General features: G+C 70.6%; 21 protein-coding genes. 7 read left to right on the top strand and 14 right to left on the bottom strand.

The genetic code is table 11. The features are described 5' to 3' along the window. Window positions 1-26: 26 nt before the first annotated feature. Window positions 27-704, bottom strand: a complete 678-nt coding sequence (locus P2L57_RS19640) for a response regulator (protein ID WP_275816276.1) — start codon at window positions 702-704, stop codon at window positions 27-29. A 204-nt stretch (window positions 705-908) separates the two neighbouring features. Here P2L57_RS19640 and P2L57_RS19635 point away from each other — a divergent pair, with 204 nt between their 5' ends. Continuing rightward, window positions 909-1,673: a SigE family RNA polymerase sigma factor gene (locus tag P2L57_RS19635; protein ID WP_275816274.1), complete on the top strand. Its 765-nt coding sequence runs from the start codon at window positions 909-911 to the stop codon at window positions 1,671-1,673. 151 nt (window positions 1,674-1,824) lie between these two features. Here P2L57_RS19635 and P2L57_RS19630 read toward each other — a convergent pair whose 3' ends face one another. Then, a complete protein-coding gene (locus tag P2L57_RS19630; protein WP_275816272.1) occupies window positions 1,825-2,463 on the bottom strand; it encodes a uridine kinase family protein in 639 nt (212 codons plus the stop codon). Window positions 2,464-2,591: 128 nt separating this feature from the next. Between P2L57_RS19630 and P2L57_RS19625 the strand changes: the two genes are divergently transcribed. Then, window positions 2,592-2,960, top strand: coding sequence for a hypothetical protein (locus P2L57_RS19625; protein ID WP_275816270.1), 369 nt, complete (start codon window positions 2,592-2,594; stop codon window positions 2,958-2,960). Between the two features lie 36 nt (window positions 2,961-2,996). Here P2L57_RS19625 and P2L57_RS19620 read toward each other — a convergent pair whose 3' ends face one another. The 3 genes from P2L57_RS19620 to deoC are packed head-to-tail and all read right to left on the bottom strand — an operon-like array spanning window position 2,997 to window position 6,300. Then, the gene (locus P2L57_RS19620; protein ID WP_275816268.1) at window positions 2,997-3,860 is read right to left on the bottom strand and encodes an aldehyde dehydrogenase family protein; all 864 of its coding nucleotides are present in this window, start codon (window positions 3,858-3,860) and stop codon (window positions 2,997-2,999) included. Beyond that, window positions 3,853-5,283, bottom strand: coding sequence for an aldehyde dehydrogenase family protein (locus tag P2L57_RS19615; RefSeq protein WP_275816521.1), 1,431 nt, complete (start codon window positions 5,281-5,283; stop codon window positions 3,853-3,855). Before P2L57_RS19615 ends, P2L57_RS19620 begins: the two co-directional genes overlap by 8 nt. Before the next feature lie 12 nt (window positions 5,284-5,295). Next, window positions 5,296-6,300 carry a deoxyribose-phosphate aldolase gene (deoC, locus tag P2L57_RS19610; protein ID WP_372515802.1) on the bottom strand — a complete coding sequence of 335 codons (1,005 nt, stop codon included), beginning with the start codon at window positions 6,298-6,300 and terminating at the stop codon, window positions 5,296-5,298. 509 nt (window positions 6,301-6,809) lie between these two features. Here deoC and P2L57_RS19605 point away from each other — a divergent pair. After that, complete coding sequence (locus P2L57_RS19605) at window positions 6,810-7,448, top strand: PH domain-containing protein (RefSeq protein ID WP_275816266.1); 639 nt, start codon at window positions 6,810-6,812, stop codon at window positions 7,446-7,448. Window positions 7,449-7,517: 69 nt separating this feature from the next. On the opposite strand, the gene P2L57_RS19600 is transcribed toward P2L57_RS19605, so the two are convergent. From P2L57_RS19600 to P2L57_RS19590, 3 genes are all read right to left on the bottom strand, one after another. Beyond that, complete coding sequence (locus tag P2L57_RS19600) at window positions 7,518-9,185, bottom strand: phospho-sugar mutase (RefSeq protein ID WP_275816265.1); 1,668 nt, start codon at window positions 9,183-9,185, stop codon at window positions 7,518-7,520. 21 nt (window positions 9,186-9,206) lie between these two features. Beyond that, complete coding sequence (locus P2L57_RS19595; protein ID WP_275816263.1) at window positions 9,207-10,022, bottom strand: purine-nucleoside phosphorylase; 816 nt, start codon at window positions 10,020-10,022, stop codon at window positions 9,207-9,209. Window positions 10,023-10,542: 520 nt separating this feature from the next. After that, a complete protein-coding gene (locus P2L57_RS19590) occupies window positions 10,543-10,980 on the bottom strand; it encodes a gamma-glutamylcyclotransferase family protein (RefSeq protein WP_275816261.1) in 438 nt (145 codons plus the stop codon). Between the two features lie 174 nt (window positions 10,981-11,154). Here P2L57_RS19590 and P2L57_RS19585 point away from each other — a divergent pair, with 174 nt between their 5' ends. Both P2L57_RS19585 and P2L57_RS19580 read left to right on the top strand, forming a co-directional pair. Then, window positions 11,155-12,648 carry an NAD(P)H-quinone dehydrogenase gene (locus tag P2L57_RS19585; RefSeq protein WP_275816518.1) on the top strand — a complete coding sequence of 498 codons (1,494 nt, stop codon included), beginning with the start codon at window positions 11,155-11,157 and terminating at the stop codon, window positions 12,646-12,648. Between the two features lie 149 nt (window positions 12,649-12,797). After that, window positions 12,798-13,724, top strand: a complete 927-nt coding sequence (locus P2L57_RS19580; protein WP_372515801.1) for a DeoR/GlpR family DNA-binding transcription regulator — start codon at window positions 12,798-12,800, stop codon at window positions 13,722-13,724. 7 nt (window positions 13,725-13,731) lie between these two features. On the opposite strand, the gene P2L57_RS19575 is transcribed toward P2L57_RS19580, so the two are convergent. Then, window positions 13,732-14,346, bottom strand: coding sequence for a TetR/AcrR family transcriptional regulator (locus tag P2L57_RS19575; RefSeq protein ID WP_275816256.1), 615 nt, complete (start codon window positions 14,344-14,346; stop codon window positions 13,732-13,734). Window positions 14,347-14,487: 141 nt separating this feature from the next. Continuing rightward, on the bottom strand, window positions 14,488-16,260 hold the full coding sequence (locus P2L57_RS19570; protein ID WP_275816254.1) for an ATP-binding protein: 1,773 nt from the start codon (window positions 16,258-16,260) through the stop codon (window positions 14,488-14,490). Window positions 16,261-16,679: 419 nt separating this feature from the next. On the opposite strand from P2L57_RS19570, the gene P2L57_RS19565 reads away from it, so the two are divergent. Beyond that, window positions 16,680-17,129: a hypothetical protein gene (locus P2L57_RS19565; protein ID WP_275816252.1), complete on the top strand. Its 450-nt coding sequence runs from the start codon at window positions 16,680-16,682 to the stop codon at window positions 17,127-17,129. Here the strand turns inward: P2L57_RS19565 and P2L57_RS19560 are convergent. The 4 genes from P2L57_RS19560 to P2L57_RS19545 all read right to left on the bottom strand — a co-directional run bounded on the left by P2L57_RS19560 (window position 17,110) and on the right by P2L57_RS19545 (window position 19,833). Next, on the bottom strand, window positions 17,110-17,709 hold the full coding sequence (locus tag P2L57_RS19560; RefSeq protein WP_275816250.1) for a nucleoside triphosphate pyrophosphatase: 600 nt from the start codon (window positions 17,707-17,709) through the stop codon (window positions 17,110-17,112). The two genes, P2L57_RS19565 and P2L57_RS19560, sit on opposite strands and share 20 nt — an antisense overlap. A gap of 59 nt (window positions 17,710-17,768) precedes the next feature. After that, window positions 17,769-17,897 carry a morphogenic membrane protein MmpB gene (gene mmpB / locus P2L57_RS19555; RefSeq protein WP_275816248.1) on the bottom strand — a complete coding sequence of 43 codons (129 nt, stop codon included), beginning with the start codon at window positions 17,895-17,897 and terminating at the stop codon, window positions 17,769-17,771. 104 nt (window positions 17,898-18,001) lie between these two features. Further along, window positions 18,002-18,208 (bottom strand): acyl-CoA carboxylase subunit epsilon, encoded by a 207-nt coding sequence (locus P2L57_RS19550; protein ID WP_275816246.1) that lies wholly within the window; start codon window positions 18,206-18,208, stop codon window positions 18,002-18,004. 26 nt (window positions 18,209-18,234) lie between these two features. Beyond that, on the bottom strand, window positions 18,235-19,833 hold the full coding sequence (locus tag P2L57_RS19545; protein WP_275816244.1) for an acyl-CoA carboxylase subunit beta: 1,599 nt from the start codon (window positions 19,831-19,833) through the stop codon (window positions 18,235-18,237). Between the two features lie 159 nt (window positions 19,834-19,992). Between P2L57_RS19545 and P2L57_RS19540 the strand changes: the two genes are divergently transcribed. Beyond that, on the top strand, window positions 19,993-20,916 hold the full coding sequence (locus tag P2L57_RS19540; protein ID WP_275816242.1) for a biotin--[acetyl-CoA-carboxylase] ligase: 924 nt from the start codon (window positions 19,993-19,995) through the stop codon (window positions 20,914-20,916). Window positions 20,917-21,093: the final 177 nt, after the last annotated feature.

The raw sequence follows: 21,093 nt of genomic DNA, 5'->3' as shown, positions 1-21,093 counted from the left end.
CGCTATCGCGGTCACGAACATCACCGTCACTGCGGCGGGTCCAACCGGTAGCCGACGCCACGCACCGTACGGATCAGCTTCGGGGACGACGGGACGTCCTCGACCTTGGCGCGCAGCCGCTGGACACACGCGTCCACCAACCGGGAGTCGCCCAGGTAGTCGTGCTCCCACACCAGTCGCAGCAACTGCTGCCGGGACAGCGCCTGTCCGGGGCGGCGGCTCAGCTCAAGCAGTAGCCGCAACTCGGTCGGGGTCAGCTGGAGATCCTCACCGGCCTTGGTCACCGTCATCGCGGACCGGTCGATCACGATCGAGCCGAATGCCGCCGAATCGGTGCTGTCCCGCTCGCCGCGCCGCAGCACCGCGCGGATCCGCGCGTCCAGCACCCGCGGCTGGATCGGTTTGACCACATAGTCGTCGGCGCCCGACTCCAGGCCGACCACCACGTCGATGTCGTCACTGCGCGCGGTGAGCAGGATGATCGGCAACTGGTCGGTGCGGCGGATCCGACGGCACACCTCGAACCCGTCGATGCCCGGCAGCATCACGTCCAGCACGATCAGGTCGGGACGCTGCTCACGCAGCCGTTCCAGACCTTCCTCGCCGGTCGCGGCGGCCACCACACGGTGGCCCTGCCGGGATAGGGCCAGTTCGAGGCCCGTACGGATGGCGTCGTCGTCCTCGATAAGCAACAGGAAGGGCACGCAGGCCATTGTGGCGCACCGGCGGGTGCCATCGCGTGCACCCCCGAATGTAGAGGCGGACGCGCGGCCCTGTGACGAGCCTGTGACACTTGACGGACAGCCTCATGAAAGTGGTCCGCCAGAGTTGTGGAACAACAGCGGGAAGCCCCGCTGGGAAGTACCACGAATTCCACACCAGACCGGTTCCACTCACGGGGGCACGAGATGAGCGCTATGCACACCAACACCTCCGCCGCGATCGTGCGGCAGCGTCCGCACACCGCACAGTGGAACGAAGGACCGTCCGGTGCCCCGAGCGGGCGGGGGTGCGCACGCGGCACCGGACGCAACACGGTCGGCTCGGCGACAGTGCGCCATCGGGCGCCGTACCTGAGCGCGATCGACGGCGGGGCCGCGGGGGTTGCCGCCACCGCGTACGGGGAGGCCGCGACCGCGCGGAAGGCGTCCAGCGAGGCGGACTTCACCGCCTACGTCGCCGAGCGCCGCGCCTCCCTGTACGCGACCGCGTACCACCTGACCGGTGACCGGCACGAGGCGGAGGACCTGCTGCAGAGCGCGCTGTTCTCCACCTACCGCGCCTGGGACCGGATCAGCGACAAGGCGGCCGTCGGCGGCTACCTGCGCCGCACCATGACCAACCTGCACATCAGCGCCTGGCGCCGCCGCAAGCTCAACGAGTACCCGACCGAGGAACTCCCCGAGACCGTCGGTGAGTCCGACGCGATGCGCGGCACCGAACTGCGCGCCGTGCTGTGGCAGGCGCTCGCCAAGCTGCCGGAGACCCAGCGCACGATGCTGGTGCTGCGCTACTACGAGGGGCGCACCGACCCGGAGATCGCCGACATCCTCGGTATCAGCGTCGGCACCGTCAAGAGCAGCATCTGGCGCTCGCTGCGCCGCCTGCGCGATGACGAGGTGCTGGCCCAGGGCCGCGACGAGGCTGAGGCCTTCGACGAACTGGTCGCGTAGAACGGCCCGGCAAGGCTTTCCCCGGGGGAAAACGGGGTAAACCGGGGGAATGGGGGATGAAGGGGCGGACACGCACGTCCGGGGGGGCCGTGCGTGCCCGTCCCTTCGTACTGCCGTCGGGGGTTTCGGGGGCTCGCCCTCGAACTCCCCCTCAGCCGTGCACCGGTACCGGAACCACCCTGGCGGCAGCGGTCCGTATCCGGTCCAGCGCCTCGGCGTGCCCGCACGGCGTCGCGCCCAACGCGGCCTGCCGGGCGACGATGCCGCGTTCGGCGCGCATCAACCGCCAACCTCTGCGGAGCAGATACGGCATGGACTTGCGGCCCTCCCGCAGATCACGCCGCAGCCGCCGCCACGCGGTGACCGCCGGTCGGCCGCGCAGGCACACCGCGTCGGCCAGCAGCCCGGCCGCGCGGCAGCGGTCCGCGATGTCGGCGGCGAAGATCCCCTCGGCGACGAAGACGGGAGCGCCGCCCAGCGTGAACTCGGTCATGCCGGTGATCGAACTGGTGGCGATGGAGTAGCGGGGGACCACCGCCGTACCGCCGTGCGCCGCCGCCTCGATCGCGGCGACGGCGGCGTCCGCGTCCCAGGACCGCGGTGAGTCCCAGTCCGTGCCACCGCCGCCCGGGAGAGCGGGCAGCGTGGGGTCGTCGCCTTCCTTGTAGAAGTCGTCGAGGTTAAGCACCGGAAGCGCCGCGCGGGCGGCGAGTGAACTCTTCCCCGAGCCGGACGGTCCGGTCAGCAGGACGACGAGGGCAGCGGGGTGGGCAGGGTCAGCGGCAGTCACGGGACACCAGTGTGAGGCATACGACGCGATGCGGCGCTGGTGGACCGTGCGCACTCGATCAACTACGCTGTGTGTTTACAGGTTTGTTCGTTGATGCCGTTGATGTCGGGTAAGTCAGGTAGGTCGCCATGTCGTTCCGTATCCCAGCCGGCCGCGCACTGCTCCGCACCGCGGTCGCCCTGTCCACCGCCGGAGCGGCGCTGGCGGCCGGCGCGGGGGCCGCTTCGGCCCGCAGTGAGCTGCACCTCCCGAGCAGCGGCGACGTGGTGGGCGGCACGCTGCAGGGCCTGGACAGCGGGGTGGCCCCGATCAAGCACCTCCAGCTGTATCCGCTGGCGAAGACCACCGTCGACCCGCTGACCAACACGGTGGGCACCCGGATCGCCGACTTCAAGCCGATCACCACCAGGCCGCTGACCAAGCCGCTGTCCGATGGCGACTCGCTGTCCCAGCTCCCGCTGGTCGGCCAGCTCACCAAAATCCTGCCGGGAGGCTGACCGCGAACGGCCAACCCACCGGCAGGATCACGACGGTCACACCCCGATCGGATGCCAGACGGTCTTGGTCTCCAGGAACGTCAGCAACCGGTCCGTGCCGGGGTCGGCCGACCAGTCCTCGTCGCGCGGCCGCAGCACCCGCTTGAGGTTGTCGGCCGCGGCCGTCTCCAACGCGGTGGCCAACTCGGCGTCCGCGCCGGTCAGATCGATCGCGTTGACATCGCTGTGCGCCGCCAGGTGCGGGCCGATCTCGGCCGCCTTGCCGGACAGCACGTTGACCACGCCACCGGGCAGATCCGAGGTGGCCAGCACCTCGCCCAGCGACAGCGCGGGCAGCGGGGACTTCTCGGAGGTCACCACCACGGCCGTGTTACCGGTCGCGATCACCGGCGCCAGCACCGAGACCAGCCCGAGGAACGAGGAGTCCTGCGGGGCCAGCACCGCCACCACACCGGTCGGCTCGGTGGTCGACAGATTGAAGTACGGCCCGGCGACCGGGTTCGCGGCGCCCGCGATCTGGCCGATCTTGTCGGTCCAGCCCGCGTACCAGACCCAGCGGTCGATCGCCGCGTCCACCACGGCCGCCGCCTTGGACTTGGACAGCCCCTCGGCCTCGGCCACCTCGCGGACGAACTGCTCGCGGCGGCCCTCCAGCATCTCGGCGATCCGGTACAGGATCTGACCGCGGTTGTACGCGGTCGCCCCCGCCCAGCCGCCGAACGCCTTACGGGCGGCCACCACCGCGTCACGCGCGTCCTTGCGGGACGCCAGCGGCGCGTTCGCCAGCCAGTTGCCCTTGGAGTCGGCCACCTCGTACACCCGTCCGCTCTCGGACCGGGGGAACTTGCCCCCGACGAACAGCTTGTAGGTCTTGAAGACGCTCAGCCGTGCATCAGACATTGAGGTACGCCTCCAGACCGTGACGGCCGCCCTCGCGACCGAAGCCCGACTCCTTGTAGCCGCCGAACGGCGAGGTCGGGTCGAACTTGTTGAACGTGTTGGCCCACACCACGCCCGCGCGGAGCTTGTCGGCCATCCACAGGATGCGCGAGCCCTTCTCGGTCCAGATGCCCGCCGACAGGCCGTACTGCGTGTTGTTGGCCTTCTCCACGGCTTCCGCCGGGGTGCGGAAGGTCAGCACCGACAGCACCGGGCCGAAGATCTCCTCGCGGGCGATCCGGTGCGCCTGGGTGACACCGGTGAACAGCGTCGGCGCGAACCAGTAGCCGCTGGACGGAAGTTCACAGGACGGCGCCCAGCGTTCCGCGCCCTCGGCCTCGCCGCTGTCCGCCAGGGACTTGATGCGGGCCAGCTGCTCGGCGGAGTTGATCGCGCCGATGTCGGTGTTCTTGTCCAGCGGGTCACCGACGCGCAGCGTCGACATCCGCCGCTTGAGCGCGTCCAGCAGCTCGTCCTGAACGGACTCCTGCACCAACAGCCGGGATCCGGCGCAGCAGACATGCCCCTGGTTGAAGAAGATGCCGTTGACGATGCCCTCGACCGCCTGGTCGATCGGCGCGTCGTCGAAGACGATGTTCGCGGCCTTGCCGCCGAGTTCGAGCGTCAGCTTCTTGTCCGTACCGGCGACGGTACGGGCGATCGCCTTGCCGACCTCGGTCGAGCCGGTGAACGCCACCTTGTTGACGTCCGGGTGGGCCACCAGCGCGGCGCCCGTGGACCCGTCGCCGGTAAGGATGTTGACGACACCCTTCGGCAGCCCGGCCTGGCGGCAGATGTCCGCGAAGAACAGCGCCGACAGCGGAGTGGTCTCGGCGGGCTTGAGTACCACGGTGTTGCCGCAGGCCAGCGCCGGAGCGATCTTCCACGCCAGCATCAGCAGCGGGAAGTTCCACGGAATGACCTGCCCGGCCACGCCCAGCGGACGCGGATCCTGGCCGAAACCGGCGTGCGAGAGCTTGTCGGCCCAGCCCGCGTAGTAGAAGAAGTGCGCAGCGACCAGCGGCAGGTCGGCGTCCCGGGACTCGCGGATCGGCTTGCCGTTGTCCAGCGACTCCAGCACGGCCAGCTCGCGGGAGCGCTCCTGGATGATCCGGGCGATGCGGAACAGGTACTTGGCGCGCTCGGAGCCGGGCAGCGCCGACCACTTCTCGAACGCCTTGCGAGCGGCCCTGACCGCCGCGTCCACATCCGACTGACCGGCCTGTGCGACCTCGGACAGGACCTCCTCGCTCGACGGGGAGACGGTCTTGAAGACCTTGCCGTCCTCCGCCGGTCGGAACTCCCCGTCGATGAACAGCCCGTAGGAGGGTGCGATGTCGACGATCGCCCGGGACTCGGGAGCCGGTGCGTATTCGAAAGCCATAGTCATGTCCGCTCAGTCCACCGTCACGTAGTCGGGACCGGAGTACCGGCCGGTGCTCAGCTTCTGACGCTGCATCAGCAAGTCGTTCAGCAGGCTGGAGGCACCGAAGCGGAACCAGTCCGGGGTCAGCCACTCCTCGCCCAGGGTCTCGTTCACCATCACCAGGTACTTGATGGCGTCCTTGGTGGTGCGGATGCCGCCCGCGGGCTTCACGCCGACCTGCACCCCGGTGGCGGCGCGGAAGTCCCGTACCGCCTCCAGCATCAGCAGCGTGTTCGGCGGGGTGGCGTTGACCGCGACCTTGCCGGTGGAGGTCTTGATGAAGTCCGCGCCCGCGAGCATCGCCAGCCAGGAGGCCCGGCGGATGTTGTCGTACGTCGACAGCTCGCCGTTCTCGAAGATCACCTTGAGGTGCGCGGCGCTGCCGTCGGGACGGGCGCAGGCCGCCTTGACCGCCTTGATCTCCTCGAAGACCCGCATGTAGCGGCCGGAGAGGAAGGCGCCACGGTCGATGACCATGTCGATCTCGTCCGCGCCCGCGGCCACCGCGTCGGCGGTGTCGGCCAGCTTCACCGGCAGCGCGGCGCGCCCGGCCGGGAAGGCGGTGGCGACCGAGGCCACGTGGATCCCGGAACCGGCGAGCGCGTCCTTGGCGGTCTCCACCATGTCCGGGTAGACGCAGATCGCGGCGACCTTCGGGGTGGTGCGGTCGGTCGGGTCGGGATTGACGCCCTTGGCGCACAGCGCCCGGACCTTGCCGGGGGTGTCGGCGCCCTCAAGGGTCGTCAGGTCGATCATGGAGATCGCCAGGTCGATGGCGTACGCCTTCGCCGTGGTCTTGATCGAACGGGTGCCGAGCGTCGCGGCGCGGCCTTCGAGGCCGACCGCGTCGACGCCGGGCAGCCCGTGGAGGAACCGGCGCAGCGCTGCGTCGGAGGCGGTGACGTCGGCCATCGACGCCAGCCGCTCCGCGGCCTGCGGGCTGTATGCGGGCGTGATGGGCCCAGGGGTCTGCATGGTCACCAGGTGAGCATATCTACGCGCGTAGCGGCGCACCAGCCCCCCGGGAAAGCTCGTCCGTGTGACCTTGTCCCGCGGGCTCGTCCGTTGCGAGGGGCCGCGCCCTCGGAGAGCGGAGCGGAGGTCGCGAACGGACCGCCGCCTTCGGGGGCGCGGAGCAGCGGTCGCGAGCCGATCGCTCGGTCAGCGTCGCGCTCCGGCGGGCGTGTACGGATCGCGCGCTCGGCGTCGTGGATCGGCGGCCAGGAACCGACCGTACGCCCGGCGCCACGAAACCGCAGTCACGGCCCGACCGCACGTCCGGCGTCCCGGACCGGCGGTCACGAACCGACCGCACCCTCGGCACCGCGGACCGGTAGTCACGAACCGACGGCAGGCCAAGCGAGACCCGCCGGACGGTCTCCCGCCCCCGCCCCGCCGATGGGAGCCCCGAAAGGAGCCCGTACGGCCAAAGTCACGGAAGGGAGCCGTCGGAAAACGGACCAACGTCATGCACAATCGTCCGCATGACGAGCCCCGACGCTCCCCGGCAACCCCAGCAGAAGTATGCCGACCGGTCCTTCCGGTCGCCGATGGGCATTGTCAGCGGGGTGCTGCTGCTCGCGCTCGGCGGCTGGCTGGCCGTCGACGCGATCGTCAGCGGTAGCGGCCGCGCGCCTTGGGATGCGGTGGCCGCAATGCTGTTCGCCGCCCCGCTGGTGATCGCCTTCACCATCCGACCGGTGGTCTATGCGAGCGACGTACGGATGCTCGTACGCAACCCGTTCCGTTCCATCACGATCCCCTGGGCGACGGTGGAGACCGTCCGCTCCGGGTACTCCAGTGAAGTCCTCGCGGGCGGGCGGAAGTTCCAGCTCTGGTCGGTGCCGGTCTCGCTGCGCGCCCGCAAGCGGGCGGCCCGGCAGGCCGCGCGGGCGACCGCCGAGGACCCCTTCGGCCGCGGCCCGCGCACCCTGCGGCTGCGCCCCGACGCACCGCTGCGCGCGCCTGCCGACCAGGCGGTGGACGACCTGCGGGAACTCGCCGAGCGCAACGCGGGCAACGAGGGCGCCAAGGGCGAGATCACCATCCGGTGGGCCTACGAGATCATCGCGCCGTCGGCCGTGGGAGCGATCGCCCTCGCGGTCCTGCTCGCCATCGGCTGAGACCCCGGTCCTGCTCGCCGTCGGCTGAAACGCGTACGGGGCCGGTCGCCCGGCCCCGTACGGCGGCTGTCAGATCCCGGCGGCGGCCGCCAGGTCCTTCTTCAGCGACTCCAGCACCCCATCCGCCGCACCCCGGGCGGAAGGCAGCGCATCGCGCGAGTCCACCGGTACGACGACTTCCAGGTAGCACTTCAGCTTCGGCTCGGTGCCGCTCGGGCGCACGATGACCCGCGCCGAGGAGACCGTCCCGTTGCCCGCCAGGTGGTACCGCAGGCCATCGGTGGGTGGCAGCCGGTCACTGCCCTGGCTGAGGTCCTCGGCCGAGGTGACGGCGAGACCGGCCAGCTCGGCGGGCGGCTGCTCGCGCAGCCGGGCCATCGCGTCGGCGATCAGCGCCAGGTCGGCGACCCGCACCGAGAGCTGGTCGGTGGCGTGCAGCCCGTGCTCCACGGCGAGCTCGTCGAGGAGGTCGGTGAGGGTCCGGCCCTCCGCCTTCAGCCCGGCCGCCAGCTCGGCGGCGACCAGCGCCGCGGTGACACCGTCCTTGTCGCGCACGCCCTCGGGGTCGACGCAGTAGCCGAGCGCCTCCTCGTACCCGTACCGCAGACCGGGTACCCGGGCGATCCACTTGAAACCGGTCAGCGTGTCCTCGTACGGCAGTCCGGCGGCGGCCGCGATCCGCGACAGCAGCGAGGACGAGACGATCGAGGCGGCCAGCGTGCCGGTCGCGCCCCTGCGCACCAGGTGCGCGGCGAGCAGCGCGCCCACCTCGTCACCGCGCAGCATCCGCCAGCCGCTCGCCGCGGCGGCGTCCGGTACGGCCACCGCGCAGCGGTCCGCGTCCGGGTCGTTGGCGATAACGATGTCCGGGGCCTCGGCGCGGGCGTGCGCGAAGGCCAGATCCATCGCCCCCGGCTCCTCCGGGTTGGGGAACGCCACGGTCGGGAAGTCCGGATCCGGCTCCGCCTGCTGCGGCACGACCGCCGGAGCCGGGAACCCGGCTCTGGCGAAGGCGGCGGTCAGCACGTCCCGGCCGACGCCGTGCATCGGCGTGTAGACGACGGAGACGTCGCGCGGGCCGCCCGGGGCGACCACGGTCGCGGCGCGGTCGAGGTAGGCCTCGACGATCGACTCGTCGAGCGTCTGCCACCCGCCGTCCGCCAAGGGCACTTCGGCGAGCGCGCCGATCGCGGCGATCTCCGCGGCGATCCCCGCGTCCGCGGGCGGCACGATCTGCGAGCCGTCACCGAGGTAGACCTTGTAGCCGTTGTCCTGCGGCGGGTTGTGGCTGGCGGTCACCATCACACCCGCGGCAGCGCCCAACTCCCGGATGGCGAACGCCAGTACCGGCGTCGGCAGCGGTCCCGGCAGCAGGGCGGCACGCAGCCCGGCACCGGTCACCACGGCCGCGGTGTCGCGGGCGAAGTCGTACGACTTGTGGCGGGCGTCGTACCCGATCACCACCAGGCCCTTGGTGTGGCCCTGCGCCTTGAGGTACGCGGTCAGGCCCGCCGCCGCGCGGATCACCACGGCGCGGTTCATCCGCATCGGACCCGCGCCGAGCTCACCGCGCAGTCCGGCGGTGCCGAACTGGAGCGTTCCGGAGAAGCGCTCGGCGATCTCCACCTCGGCCTCCGGCGTACCGGCGTCGATCAGCGCCGCCAACTCGGCGCGGGTCTCCGGATCCGGGTCTTCCGCCAGCCAGGCGCGAGCCCGGGTCAGCGTGTCCATTCCCATCTGCGGCTCCTTGCGGGTGAGTTAGATGCGGCCGAGCACCTGGGCGAGGAGGCTGCCCATCCGGCTGGCGGAGTCGCGGCCTGCTTCCAGGACCTCTTCGTGGTTGAGCGGCTCGCCCGTCATACCCGCGGCGAGGTTGGTCACCAGCGAGATACCGAGCACCTCGGCGCCCGCCTCACGAGCGGCGATCGCCTCCAGCGTGGTCGACATACCCACCAGGTCGCCACCGATCGCGCGCACCATGCCGATCTCGGCCGGGGTCTCGTAGTGCGGGCCGGGCAGCTGGACGTAGACGCCCTCGGTCAGCGTCGGGTCCACCTCCTTGCACAGCGCGCGCAGCCGCGGCGAGTACAGGTCGGTGAGGTCGACGAAGTTCGCGCCCACGATCGGCGAGGTCGCCGTCATGTTGATGTGGTCGCTGATCAGCACCGCCTCGCCGGGCTTGAAGGTGGGGCGCAGCCCACCGCAGCCGTTGGTCAGCACGACGGTCTTGCACCCCGCGGCGACCGCGGTACGCACGCCGTGCACGACGGGGGCCACGCCGCGGCCCTCGTACAGGTGGGTACGGCCCAGGAACACCAGGGCGCGCTTCTCGCCCACCCGCACGGAACGGATCTTGCCGGAGTGGCCGGCGACGGCGGGCGGCGGGAAGCCGGGCAGCTCGGTGACGGGGAACTCGTGCTCGGCGTCGCCGAGCGCGTCGGCGGCCGGGACCCAGCCGGAACCCATGACGAGCGCGACGTCATGGGTTTCGGCGCCTGTCAGCTCGCGCAGGCGGGACGCCGCCGCGTCTGCGGCGGCGTAGGGGTCGGTGGAGAGATTTGCTGTTGCGTTCACGCGGAGAGGGTAGCGCGCGTGTGGCTACGCGCGTAGATGCAGTTCATCACGTTTTGACTCGCGCCGCGTTTGGCTCTTTCTCCCACCCGCCCCGACCCCTCACGTTGTTTCCCGCGCTGCGACTCGGTGGCCATCACGATCCGCAGGGGGTGCGATTTCTTTTGGCCTTCTATCCCCTCGGGTCCGCATCTCCACCCACTCAGCTGCAAGCGCAGGAACTGACGGAAGGGGGTGGGCCGGGGTGTCCCCGCAGCGACCCCAGGAAGCACCGTAACTGTGCAGTGATAGCTGGAGCGAGGAGACACCCCGGCCCGCCCCCGACCCCACGGCAGCCGCGCGCAACGGCAAGATGCGGGCATCGGCAACGGGGGGTGGGAGGGAAATCTCCGTACCCGGAACCGCCAAGCGCGAGCGGAACCGCAACCGGGCCGCAGGCCACCCCGCGTAACGGCGAGATTGCGGGCACCGGCAAACGGGGGGAGGCAGAACGCCTTACCCGGAACCGCCAAGCGCGAGCGAACTAGCAGGGGCGCTTTCGCAACTCCATGACGTAGTCGTGCGGCGCTCCCGCCGACTCCGCCGCATCGGCGATCTCCCCGAGATACCGCGCCGACGGCAACCCACCCTCGTAGTCGTTCAGCACGTACACCCACGCCGCGATATCCCCGTCCAGCGTGTGCACCCGCATCGTCGTGCGGCGGTAGATCCCGAGCGGCACGCCCTCCCACCGGTCCATCGACTCCTCGTCGACCGGCGCGATGTCGTAGAGACCTACGAAAACCTGGTGCAGGGGGTCCTCGACGAGAGTCGCCAGCGCGCCCTCCCACCCCATGTGCTCCCCGCCGAACGTCAACCGCCAGCCGTCCAGCCAGCCCGTGCCGCGCAGCGGCGAGTGGGGCGCGCGGCGGGTCATCAGCCTCGCATCGAGGTTCCCGGCGTAGGCGGCGTAGAGCGACATGGCCGACAGGGTACGGGAACGAACTGAGCACCCGGTACGCCAAGATCGCCAGGCCCGGCCCCCGGCGCACATCAGCCCCGCGTCGCGCGCCCCCGCCCCTCCCCAGCCCTCCGCAGGGAGCTCCGAACCGCCCTCCAGGGAGAGCCGGGAAACATCCCGCAGGGAGCCCGGAGCATCCCGCAGGCAGCCCCGAGGAGAGAGGAAGGGCCCGCGTGCGGGACAATGGAGCACGTGACTCGGATCGTGATCATCGGTGGCGGACCCGGCGGATACGAGGCGGCGCTGGTCGCGGCCCAACTGGGCGCGGAGGTGACCGTCGTTGACTGCGACGGCCTGGGCGGGGCGTCGGTACTCACCGACTGCGTACCGTCGAAGACGTTGATCGCCACAGCCGAGGTCATGACGACCTTCGACTCTTCCTACGAAGAGCTCGGCATCATCGTGGCGGACGATACGCCCGCGCTCGAACAGTCCGCCCGGGTCGTCGGAGTCGACCTGGGCAAGGTCAACCGCCGGGTGAAGCGCCTCGCGCTCGCCCAGTCGCACGACATCACCGCCGCCGTCACCCGCGCCGGCGGCCGGGTGCTGCGTGGCCGCGGCCGTCTGGAGCCGCAGCAGGCGCCGGACGGCACGCGCACCGTGACCGTCACCGCCGCCGACGGTACGACCGAGGCGCTGACCGCCGACGCGGTCCTCATCGCGACCGGCGCGCACCCGCGGGAGATCCCCGACGCCCTGCCGGACGGCGAGCGGATCCTGAACTGGACCCAGGTCTACGACCTCGACGAGCTGCCCGAGGAGCTCATCGTGGTCGGCTCCGGTGTCACCGGCGCCGAGTTCGCCGGTGCGTACCAGGCGCTCGGCTCGAAGGTGACCTTGGTCTCCTCGCGTGACCGGGTGCTGCCCGGTGAGGACCCGGACGCCGCCGCGGTGCTGGAGGACGTGTTCCGGCGGCGCGGTATGAACGTGATGGCCCGCTCCCGGGCCGCCGCCGCCAAGCGGGTCGGCGACCGGGTCGAGGTGACGCTGGCCGACGGCCGGGTGATCAGCGGCACGCACTGCCTGATGGCGGTCGGATCGATCCCGAACAGCGCCGAAATCGGCTTGGAGGAAGCCGGCGTCAAGCTGAAGGAGTCCGGACACATCTGGACCGACAAGGTCTCGCGGACCACCGCCCCTGGCGTCTACGCCGCGGGCGACTGCACCGGCGTGCTCGCGCTGGCGTCGGTGGCCGCGATGCAGGGCCGGATCGCGATGTACCACTTCCTCGGTGACGCGGTCGCTCCGCTGAACCTGAAGACGGTGTCGGCGAACGTCTTCACCGACCCGGAGATCGCCACCGTCGGTTACAGCCAGGCGGACGTGGACAACGGCATCATCGACGCACGGATGGTGAAGCTGCCGCTGCTGCGTAACCCGCGTGCGAAGATGCAGGGCATCAGGGACGGCTTCGTCAAGCTGTTCTGCCGTCCGGGCACCGGCATCGTGGTCGGCGGCGTGGTGGTCGCGCCACGTGCCAGCGAGTTGATCCACCCGATTTCGATCGCGGTCGACAACAACCTGACGGTCGAGCAGATCGCCAACGCGTTCACCGTCTACCCGTCGCTGTCCGGGTCGGTCGCGGAGGTGGCCCGTCAGTTGCACAACCGCAAGACGACCAGCGCGTAGCACGCCCGGCGCTCCCACTGCCTATAGCACTCGCACGGTGCGCACATGAACAACTTCTGTTAATTGGTGCAAACTGCTGAAAGTAGACGCCTGTTGGCATTACTGTCAGTTTCGTGTTCGCAGCAGAACGTCGTCAGTTGATCCTCGAAATGGTGCGAGCGAACGGGGCGGTCTCGCTCCGTGAACTCGCCCGCGTCGTCCAGACCTCCGAAGTGACCGTACGGCGGGACGTGCGGGCGCTTGAGGCAGAAGGACTGCTCGACCGTCGGCACGGTGGTGCCGTGCTGCCGGGCGGCTTCACCAGGGAATCCGGCTTTCCGCAGAAGACCCATCTAGCGACCGCGGAGAAGACGGCGATCGCCGATCTCGCGGCCGGTCTCGTCGAAGAGGGCGAGGCCATTGTCGTAGGCGCCGGGACCACCACGCAGGAGCTGGCCCGTCGGCTCGCGCGCATTCCCGGACTCACAGTAGTGACCAACTCCCTCTTGGTGGCACAGGCGTTGGCGCACGCCAACCGGGTCGAAGTCGTCATGACCGGTGGCACACTGCGCGGCTCGAACTACGCGCTGGTCGGCAGCGGGGCCGAGCAGTCCCTGCAGGGGCTGCGGGTGACCCGGGCGTTCCTGTCCGGCAGCGGCCTCACCGCGGAGCGCGGTCTGTCCACCTCCAACATGCTCTCCGCGAGCGTGGACCGCGCCCTGGTCCAGGCGGCCGCCGAGGTCGTCGTGCTGGCCGATCACAGCAAGCTCGGTACCGACACCATGTTCCAGACCGTGCCGTCCGACGTCATAACCCATCTGGTCACCGACGAGCCGCCGATGGGCGACGACCGCGCGGCGACCGAACTGCAGGCGCTCGCCGACTGCGGGGTGCGTATCACCGTTGCCTCTGTCTCACCGTCCGACGGCGGTGAGACCGGTGGCGGCCGGACCCGCAGGGACGTTCCGGTACCGGGCCCGCGGCGGCATGTCCGGCCGGGTGGCGGCCAGCCGGGCGCGGCACTGCGCAGTGCCCCGCTCCCGCCGGAGCAGTCCGCACCGGGCCGGGTCGCCGATCTGGCCCCGCGCAGGCGGTAGTTCCGGGTTACGGGGCCGTTCGGCTGGGGTTCCGAGCGGCATCCACCGGCGGGACGCGGTGGAACCGCAGACCGTCCAACGCCAGGGTGAGGAGGCGCTCGGCGATTTCCGGGTCGTCGGGGGTCTTTTCCGCCGCGAGCCCGATGACATGAGTGAGCTGCAACAGGTCGGGGATGTTCGTGTCCTCGCGTACCAGCCCGGCCTGTTGGGCCCGTGTCAGCAGCGCGCCGCCCGCGTTGCGCATCGGGACCTTGCACGCGGTCATCGTGGCGCCTGCCCCCGGCGCGCGGTCCGATTCCATCAGGGAGGCGGCCAGGCCGCGGTACGTGCTGGCGTGCCGCAACACCGCCCGTAGCCATTCGGCCAGCCCCTCGAACGGGTCCTCGGCGTCGGCCAGTTCGTCGGCGCGGGCGACGAGCTTGTCCACCTCCTCCTGGTACACCGCGTCGATCAGCGCGATACGGCAGGGGAAGTGCCGGTAGAGGGTGCCGATGCCCACCCGGGCCCGGCGTGCGATGTCCTCCAGCGAGGCGTTGGTGCCCTGCTCCAGGAACGCGGTCTTGGCCTCCGCCACCAGCCGCTCGTAGTTGCGCCGTGCATCCGCCCGCATCGGCTTCGCCATCGCCCCGACCCTTCCTGTGCCCCGGCCCCCTGAACTCTCCTGGCCTCCACAATCCCATTGCGCGGCTGGAAGCGGTCTCGTCCGAGAACAGTGTGGGCCCCGGCCGAGATCTCGGCCGGGGCCCACCCACGCGCTACTGCCTCAGTCCTTGATCTCGCAGATGACGGCGCCGGAGGAGAGCGACGAGCCGACTTCGGCGGTGAGGGACTTGACGGTGCCGGGGCGGTGGGCGTTGATGGGCTGTTCCATCTTCATCGCTTCCAGTACCACGATCAGGTCGCCTTCACTGACTTCCTGGCCCTCTTCCACGGCGACCTTGACGATGGTGCCCTGCATCGGCGAGGTGAGGGCGTCACCGGAGGCGGCGGGACCGGACTTCTTGGTGGCCTTGCGGCGGGGGGCCTTCTTCGCGCCCGCGGGTGCGGCGGTGGTGGCGACGCCGAGGGAGGCGGGGAGGGTGACTTCCAGGCGTTTGCCGCCGACCTCGACGACGACGGTTTCCCGGGCGGTCTCGGATTCCTCGTCTTCGGTGGCCGCGCCGGTGAAGACGGGGATGTCGTTGACGAATTCGGTTTCGATCCAGCGGGTGTGGACGGTGAACGCCTCGCCGCTGCCGGTCAGTTCGGGGGCGAAGGCGGGGTCGGTGACCACGGCGCGGTGGAACGGGATGGCGGTGGCCATGCCCTCGACGGTGAACTCGGCCAGTGCCCGCTTGGCGCGCTGCAGGGCCTGGGCGCGGGTGGCGCCGGTGACGATGAGCTTGGCGAGCAGGGAGTCCCAGGCCGGGCCGATCACACTGCCGGACTCCACACCGGCGTCCAGCCGCACACCCGGTCCGGCGGGCGGCTGGAAGGCGGTCACGGTGCCCGGCGCGGGCAGGAAGTTACGGCCGGGGTCCTCGCCGTTGATGCGGAACTCGAAGGAGTGGCCACGCAGCGGCGGGTCGTCGTAGCCGAGGGGTTCGCCGTCGGCGATGCGGAACATCTCGCGGACCAGGTCGATGCCGGTGACCTCTTCGGTGACCGGGTGCTCGACCTGCAGGCGGGTGTTGACCTCCAGGAAGGAGATCGTGCCGTCCTGCCCGACGAGGAACTCGCAGGTGCCCGCGCCGACGTAGCCGGCCTCGCGCAGGATGGCCTTGGAGGCGCGGTACAGCTCGGCGTTCTGCTCGGGCGTCAGGAACGGCGCGGGGGCTTCCTCGACGAGCTTTTGGTGGCGGCGCTGCAGCGAGCAGTCGCGGGTGGAGACGACCACGACGTTGCCGTGGGTGTCGGCCAGGCACTGGGTTTCCACGTGCCGGGGGCGGTCGAGGTAGCGCTCGACGAAGCACTCGCCGCGGCCGAACGCGGCGACCGCCTCGCGTACCGCGGACTCGTAGAGTTCGGGGACTTCTTCGAGGGTGCGGGCGACCTTCAGGCCGCGGCCGCCGCCGCCGAAGGCGGCCTTGATGGCGATGGGAAGGCCGTGCTGCTGCGCGAACTCCACGACCTCGTCGGCGCCGGAGACGGGGTCGGGGGTGCCGGCGACCAGGGGGGCTCCGGCGCGTTGGGCGATGTGGCGGGCGGCGACCTTGTCGCCGAGGTCGCGGATGGCCTGCGGGGGCGGGCCGATCCAGATCAGGCCGGCGTCCAGGACGGCTTGGGCGAAGTCGGCGTTTTCCGACAGGAAGCCGTAGCCGGGGTGGATGGCGTCGGCGCCGGAGTCGGCGGCGGCCTTGAGGACCTTGGTGATGTCCAGGTAGCTGGTGGCGGGGGTGTCGCCGCCGAGCGCGTAGGCCTCGTCGGCCGTGCGCACGTGCAGCGCATCCCGGTCCGGATCGGCGTAGACGGCTACGCTGGCGATCCCGGCGTCCTGGCAAGCACGAGCGACACGAACGGCGATTTCGCCGCGGTTCGCGATGAGCACCTTGCGCACGATGGCTCCCTCCTTGAAACAAGGTGAGTTTAGGGACTGCCGACACGTCGTGCCGAGCCACCCCTATGGGTGACCTTGCCCACACGCAGGGTGGTGCCACATCGTCGGGCGACGCCTGAGCCCTTGTCGCACCAAGGTACGCCCGGAATTCGCCACTGATCACCGGCCTTGTGGCGGGGTTCGCACGGAGTGCCGGGGCGGCAGGTGTAGCCCGGATTCTTTGTGGGAATTCCACGATTCCAGGGCGGAAAGTTTGCCGGGTGTTGGCGCTCGGAAGGATGACGGCGGCAGAGCCCCTCAGGACCCCTACCGCACACCTCTTGTCCCCGCCATTACCCGTTAGTAGCGTCAGCCCTGCCGATACCGGCGGTAACGAGGGGCCGAGGGGTGTCCCCACGGCCTAAGGGAGGTGGGGGAGGATGCGCAGACCGGTGGTGGCGGTCGCGGCGGGCGTGCTGATCATCGAGGCGTTCGTCATCGCGTTCATCAACCTCGTGCTCGGGTTGGCGGTGAAACGTCAAAGCATGTCGCTCGGCGGCCTGGCGCCCGGAGCCATGTCGGCGGGGGCCTTCGCGGCCGGTGCGGCCTTCGCTGTGTTCCTGCTGTTCTGCGCCGCGATAGCGATACGTACCGCCGTAACCGACCGTGCCCCCGGCCGCTTCGCCCGTATCGTGCTGGTCGTCTGCGCCGTGCTGCACGGCCTTCTCGGGGCGGCCGTCGTCGGGATGGTCGGCTGGCCGGCGTTCGTCGCGATGATGGTGACGCTCGGCCTGGTGGTGGCGACGCTGGTGCTCTACGCCGAGATCGGCGCGGCGAACAACGGCGTCGCGCCGGAGGCCGGAGGGACCCCTAGCCCCACAAGTCCGTGATGCGGATGCCCAGTTCGGCCAGCAGACGGCGCAGCAGGGGAAGCGACAGGCCGATGACGTTGCCCGGGTCGCCGTCGATGCCGTCGATGAACGGAGCCGACCGGCCGTCGAGGGTGAACGCGCCCGCCACATAGAGCGGTTCGCCGCTGGCCACGTACGCCTCGATCTCGGTGTCGTCCGGGGTCCCGAACCGCACGGTCGTGGAGGCGGTCTCGCTGGCCTGCCGGCCGCTCGCGGTGTCGATCACACAGTGCCCGGTACGCAGCACGCCGGTACGGCCGCGCATGGCCCGCCAGCGCGCCGTCGCGTCGGCGGCGTCGCGCGGCTTGCCCAGCGGGCTGCCGTCGAGGTCCAGTACCGAGTCGCAGCCGATGACGAGTTCGCCGCCGGTCAGTCCGTCCGCCACGGCGGCTGCCTTGGCCTCGGCGAGGAGGCGCGCCAGCTCGGCCGGGGTCGGTGCGCTGATCGCGTCCTCGTCGACGCCGCTGACCACGATCTTGGGGTCGAGTCCGGCCTGCTTGAGCAGCCCAAGACGGGCCGGGGAGGCGGAGGCGAGAACGAGGGGACGCGCAGCGGTCATGGCCATCAGGGTAGTCAGACCGCGGTCGTGCGTGGGACCGGCCCCGAGCGCAGCGGTGCTCAACCTCGACAGAACGCGATCGCCATGATCAGCGGCAGGACGACCGCGATCATGAATCCGGCCCGTCGGAGCATCGCCTGCGCCCGCTGTATCTCCTCGGGCTGTTCGTCGCGATCGGACCAGAGCATGGGTCGATCGTGCGTCCGGCAGGCCGGGCCGCGCCTGAGTACGGGTACTCAGACGCGGCCGGTATCTGGTCAGTACCGTCAGTGCCCGATGGGCATGACGGCCCTCAGTACGGCCAGTACGTGCTGCGCCAGGCCGCCGGGCCCGGCCGTGGCACCCGGCGCAGCGGGATGTTGCGCGCGGGGTCGGCCCATGCGTCCAGCGGGCGCGCGCCGCCCGTCCCGCCCGGGACGGCCGCCGCGCGCGCCTGTACCACCGCCAGCGCGGCGGCCAGCTCCTCAGGGGTCGGATTGCCCCGTACGACCTTGATCATGTCAATGGCCTTTCCAGGTACCGGACTTAGAGCGGGATGTTGCCGTGCTTCTTGGGCGGCAGGCTCTCGCGCTTGTTCCGCAGCGTCCGCAGTGCCTTGACGATGTGGGTACGGGTCTCGGACGGCGGGATGACCGCGTCGACGTAACCGCGCTCGGCCGCGATGTACGGGTTGAGCAGCGCGTCCTCGTACTCGGTGATCAGTTCCTTGCGCAGCGCCTCCGGATCGGCGGCCTCCGCCAGGCTGCGGCGGTGCAGGATGTTCACCGCGCCCTGGGCGCCCATCACCGCGATCTGGGCGGTGGGCCAGGCCAGGTTGAGGTCCGCGCCGAGGTGCTTGGAGCCCATGACGTCGTACGCGCCGCCGTACGCCTTGCGCGTGATCACGGTGATCAGCGGAACGGTCGCCTCGGCGTATGCGTAGATCAGCTTGGCGCCGCGCCGGATGATGCCGTTCCACTCCTGGTCGGTACCGGGCAGGAAGCCGGGTACGTCGACGAAGGTCAGCACCGGGATGTTGAAGCTGTCGCAGGTCCGGACGAACCGTGCCGCCTTCTCCGAGGCGTCGATGTCCAGGCAACCGGCGAACTGCATGGGCTGGTTGCCGACCACGCCGACCGGGTGTCCTTCGACCCGGCCGAAGCCGGTGACGATGTTCGGCGCGAACAGCGCCTGGGTTTCCAGGAATTCACCGTCGTCCAGGACATGCTCGAAGACCGTGTGCATGTCGTAGGGCTGGTTGGCGGAGTCCGGGATCAGGGCGTCCAGTTCCAGATCCGCGTCGGTGACCGAGAGGTCGGCCTCCTCGGCGAACGCCGGTGGCTCCTGCAGGTTGTTGCTCGGCAGGTAGGCCAGCAGCGCCTTGACGAACTCGATGGCGTCCTTCTCGTCGCCCGCCATGTGGTGGGCGTTGCCGGACTTGGTGCTGTGGCTGCGGGCGCCGCCCAGCTCCTCGAAACCCACGTCCTCCCCGGTGACAGTCTTGATCACGTCGGGCCCGGTGATGAACATGTGCGACGTCTGGTCGACCATCACCACGAAGTCGGTGATCGCGGGCGAGTACACCGCACCGCCCGCACACGGACCCATGATCAGCGAGATCTGCGGAATCACGCCCGACGCATGGGTGTTGCGGCGGAAGATCTCGCCGTACATGCCCAGCGAGACCACACCCTCCTGGATGCGGGCGCCGCCGGAGTCGTTGATGCCGATGACCGGGCAGCCGGTCTTCAGCGCGAAGTCCATGACCTTGACGATCTTCTCGCCGAACACCTCGCCCAGGGCGCCGCCGAAGACCGTGAAGTCCTGCGAGAACACCGCCACCGGGCGGCCGTCCACCGTGCCGTAACCGGTGACGACGCCGTCGCCGTACGGGCGGTTCTTCTCCAGGCCGAAGTTGGTCGAACGGTGCCTGGCGAACTCGTCGAGTTCCACGAACGAGCCCTCGTCCAGCAGCATGGTGACCCGTTCGCGTGCGGTCAGCTTGCCCTTCGCGTGCTGCTTCTCCACCGCCCGCTCGGAGCCCGCGTGGGTGGCTTCGTCGATGCGACGGCGCAGGTCCGCCAGCTTGCCGGCGGTCGTATGACTGCTTACCCCGGTTTCCGGGGCGTTCTCCAGCTCGGCCATCTCAGGCGGCTCTCCTGCTCTCGTCGGTGTCTCGTCGATGCTGTCGTACGGGCACAGGTGACTGGCGGGTAACGCTGTTTCGTAGCGTAACGGCGCGTGTGCCGGGTGGGCACTGCGGCGTTGGCCACACTCCGTGGGCGCGCCCCCTAGGCTGCGGGTATGACCTCCTCTAACCGCTGGTCGGACCTGGAGCGGCCGCCGCTCAACGAGACCGCGTTGCGCCACGCGCTGCTCACCCCCTCGGGACTGTGGACCTCGCTGGACGTGGTCGCGGCCACCGGCTCCACCAACACCGACCTGGTGGCGCGGGCCAAGGCGGGCGCCGCCGAGGGCGCGGTGCTGATCGCCGAGGAGCAGTCCGCCGGGCGCGGCCGCCTGGAACGCCGCTGGACGGCACCCGCCCGCTCCGGTCTGTTCTTCTCCATACTGCTCCGACCCGGTCTGCCGACGCCGGACGGGAACGCCGCGCTGCCGGTGGACCGGTGGGGTTGGCTGCCGCTGCTCGCCGGGGTCGCCACCGCCACCGCCGTGTCCCGTACGGCGGGTATCGACACCGCCCTGAAATGGCCCAACGACCTGCTGGTGAAGGTCCCCAAGGACTCCGACAAGCTCCGTCCGGGGGAGACCCCACCCGGCGAGGAGCGAAAGGCCGCCGGGATCCTGGCCGAGCGGGCCGACGACACCGGCATCGTGATCGGCGTAGGGCTCAACGTCACCCTGCGCGAGGACGAGCTGCCGGTGCCCACCGCCACCTCGCTGGCCCTCGCCGGAGCGCCGGGCGTGGACCGCGACCCGCTGCTGCGGGCGGTGCTGCGCTCGATCGCCCAGTGGTACCAGGAGTGGCGGGCGGCGGACGGCGACCCGCACCGGTCCCGGCTGCAGGAGGCGTACGCGGCGGGCTGCGCGACGCTCGGCCGCACGGTTCGCGCCGAACTGCCCGGCGGGCGCGAGCTGGTCGGCGAGGCGGTCGCGGTGGACTCCGACGGTCGACTGGTGATCTCCGCGGAAGGGCGGGAGGAGTCGGTCGGCGCGGGCGACGTCGTCCATGTACGTCCGGCGGCGGACGGCGGATCGGCAGGCTGAGCGGACCGGGAGGCGATCGGCGATGGTGGGTGTGATGGCCGAGGGTGGCGCCCCACGCGGTGGCGCGAGCGTGAGCTACGGCACACTGCCGTATTGTTGACGGGACGTTCTCCGGGGCCCGCGGCGTCCGCTGCTGATGTCCAGGCCCGGGACCCCAGTGATCGGAAGGGCAGTGGT

It is taken from the genome of Streptantibioticus ferralitis, assembly GCF_029223525.1.
GTDB classification, from domain to species: Bacteria; Actinomycetota; Actinomycetes; order Streptomycetales; family Streptomycetaceae; genus Streptantibioticus_A; species Streptantibioticus_A ferralitis.
This window is presented reverse-complemented; position numbering and strand designations above follow the sequence as displayed.

Excerpts from the sequence above, each read along its gene's own strand:
- P2L57_RS19580 (WP_372515801.1), top strand. The coding sequence starts at position 12,798 with ATGGTGCGAGCGAACGGGGCGGTCTCGCTCCGTGAACTCGCCCGCGTC.
- P2L57_RS19565 (WP_275816252.1), top strand. The coding sequence starts at position 16,680 with ATGCGCAGACCGGTGGTGGCGGTCGCGGCGGGCGTGCTGATCATCGAG.
- P2L57_RS19545 (WP_275816244.1), bottom strand. The coding sequence starts at position 19,833 with ATGGCCGAGCTGGAGAACGCCCCGGAAACCGGGGTAAGCAGTCATACG.
- P2L57_RS19575 (WP_275816256.1), bottom strand. The coding sequence starts at position 14,346 with ATGGCGAAGCCGATGCGGGCGGATGCACGGCGCAACTACGAGCGGCTG.
- deoC (WP_372515802.1), bottom strand. The coding sequence starts at position 6,300 with ATGCAGACCCCTGGGCCCATCACGCCCGCATACAGCCCGCAGGCCGCG.
- P2L57_RS19615 (WP_275816521.1), bottom strand. The coding sequence starts at position 5,283 with ATGGCTTTCGAATACGCACCGGCTCCCGAGTCCCGGGCGATCGTCGAC.
- mmpB (WP_275816248.1), bottom strand. The coding sequence starts at position 17,897 with ATGCTCTGGTCCGATCGCGACGAACAGCCCGAGGAGATACAGCGGGCG.
- P2L57_RS19625 (WP_275816270.1), top strand. The coding sequence starts at position 2,592 with ATGTCGTTCCGTATCCCAGCCGGCCGCGCACTGCTCCGCACCGCGGTC.
- P2L57_RS19540 (WP_275816242.1), top strand. The coding sequence starts at position 19,993 with ATGACCTCCTCTAACCGCTGGTCGGACCTGGAGCGGCCGCCGCTCAAC.
- P2L57_RS19605 (WP_275816266.1), top strand. The coding sequence starts at position 6,810 with ATGACGAGCCCCGACGCTCCCCGGCAACCCCAGCAGAAGTATGCCGAC.
- P2L57_RS19635 (WP_275816274.1), top strand. The coding sequence starts at position 909 with ATGAGCGCTATGCACACCAACACCTCCGCCGCGATCGTGCGGCAGCGT.
- P2L57_RS19590 (WP_275816261.1), bottom strand. The coding sequence starts at position 10,980 with ATGTCGCTCTACGCCGCCTACGCCGGGAACCTCGATGCGAGGCTGATG.
- P2L57_RS19600 (WP_275816265.1), bottom strand. The coding sequence starts at position 9,185 with ATGGGAATGGACACGCTGACCCGGGCTCGCGCCTGGCTGGCGGAAGAC.
- P2L57_RS19550 (WP_275816246.1), bottom strand. The coding sequence starts at position 18,208 with ATGATCAAGGTCGTACGGGGCAATCCGACCCCTGAGGAGCTGGCCGCC.
- P2L57_RS19620 (WP_275816268.1), bottom strand. The coding sequence starts at position 3,860 with ATGTCTGATGCACGGCTGAGCGTCTTCAAGACCTACAAGCTGTTCGTC.
- P2L57_RS19560 (WP_275816250.1), bottom strand. The coding sequence starts at position 17,709 with ATGACCGCTGCGCGTCCCCTCGTTCTCGCCTCCGCCTCCCCGGCCCGT.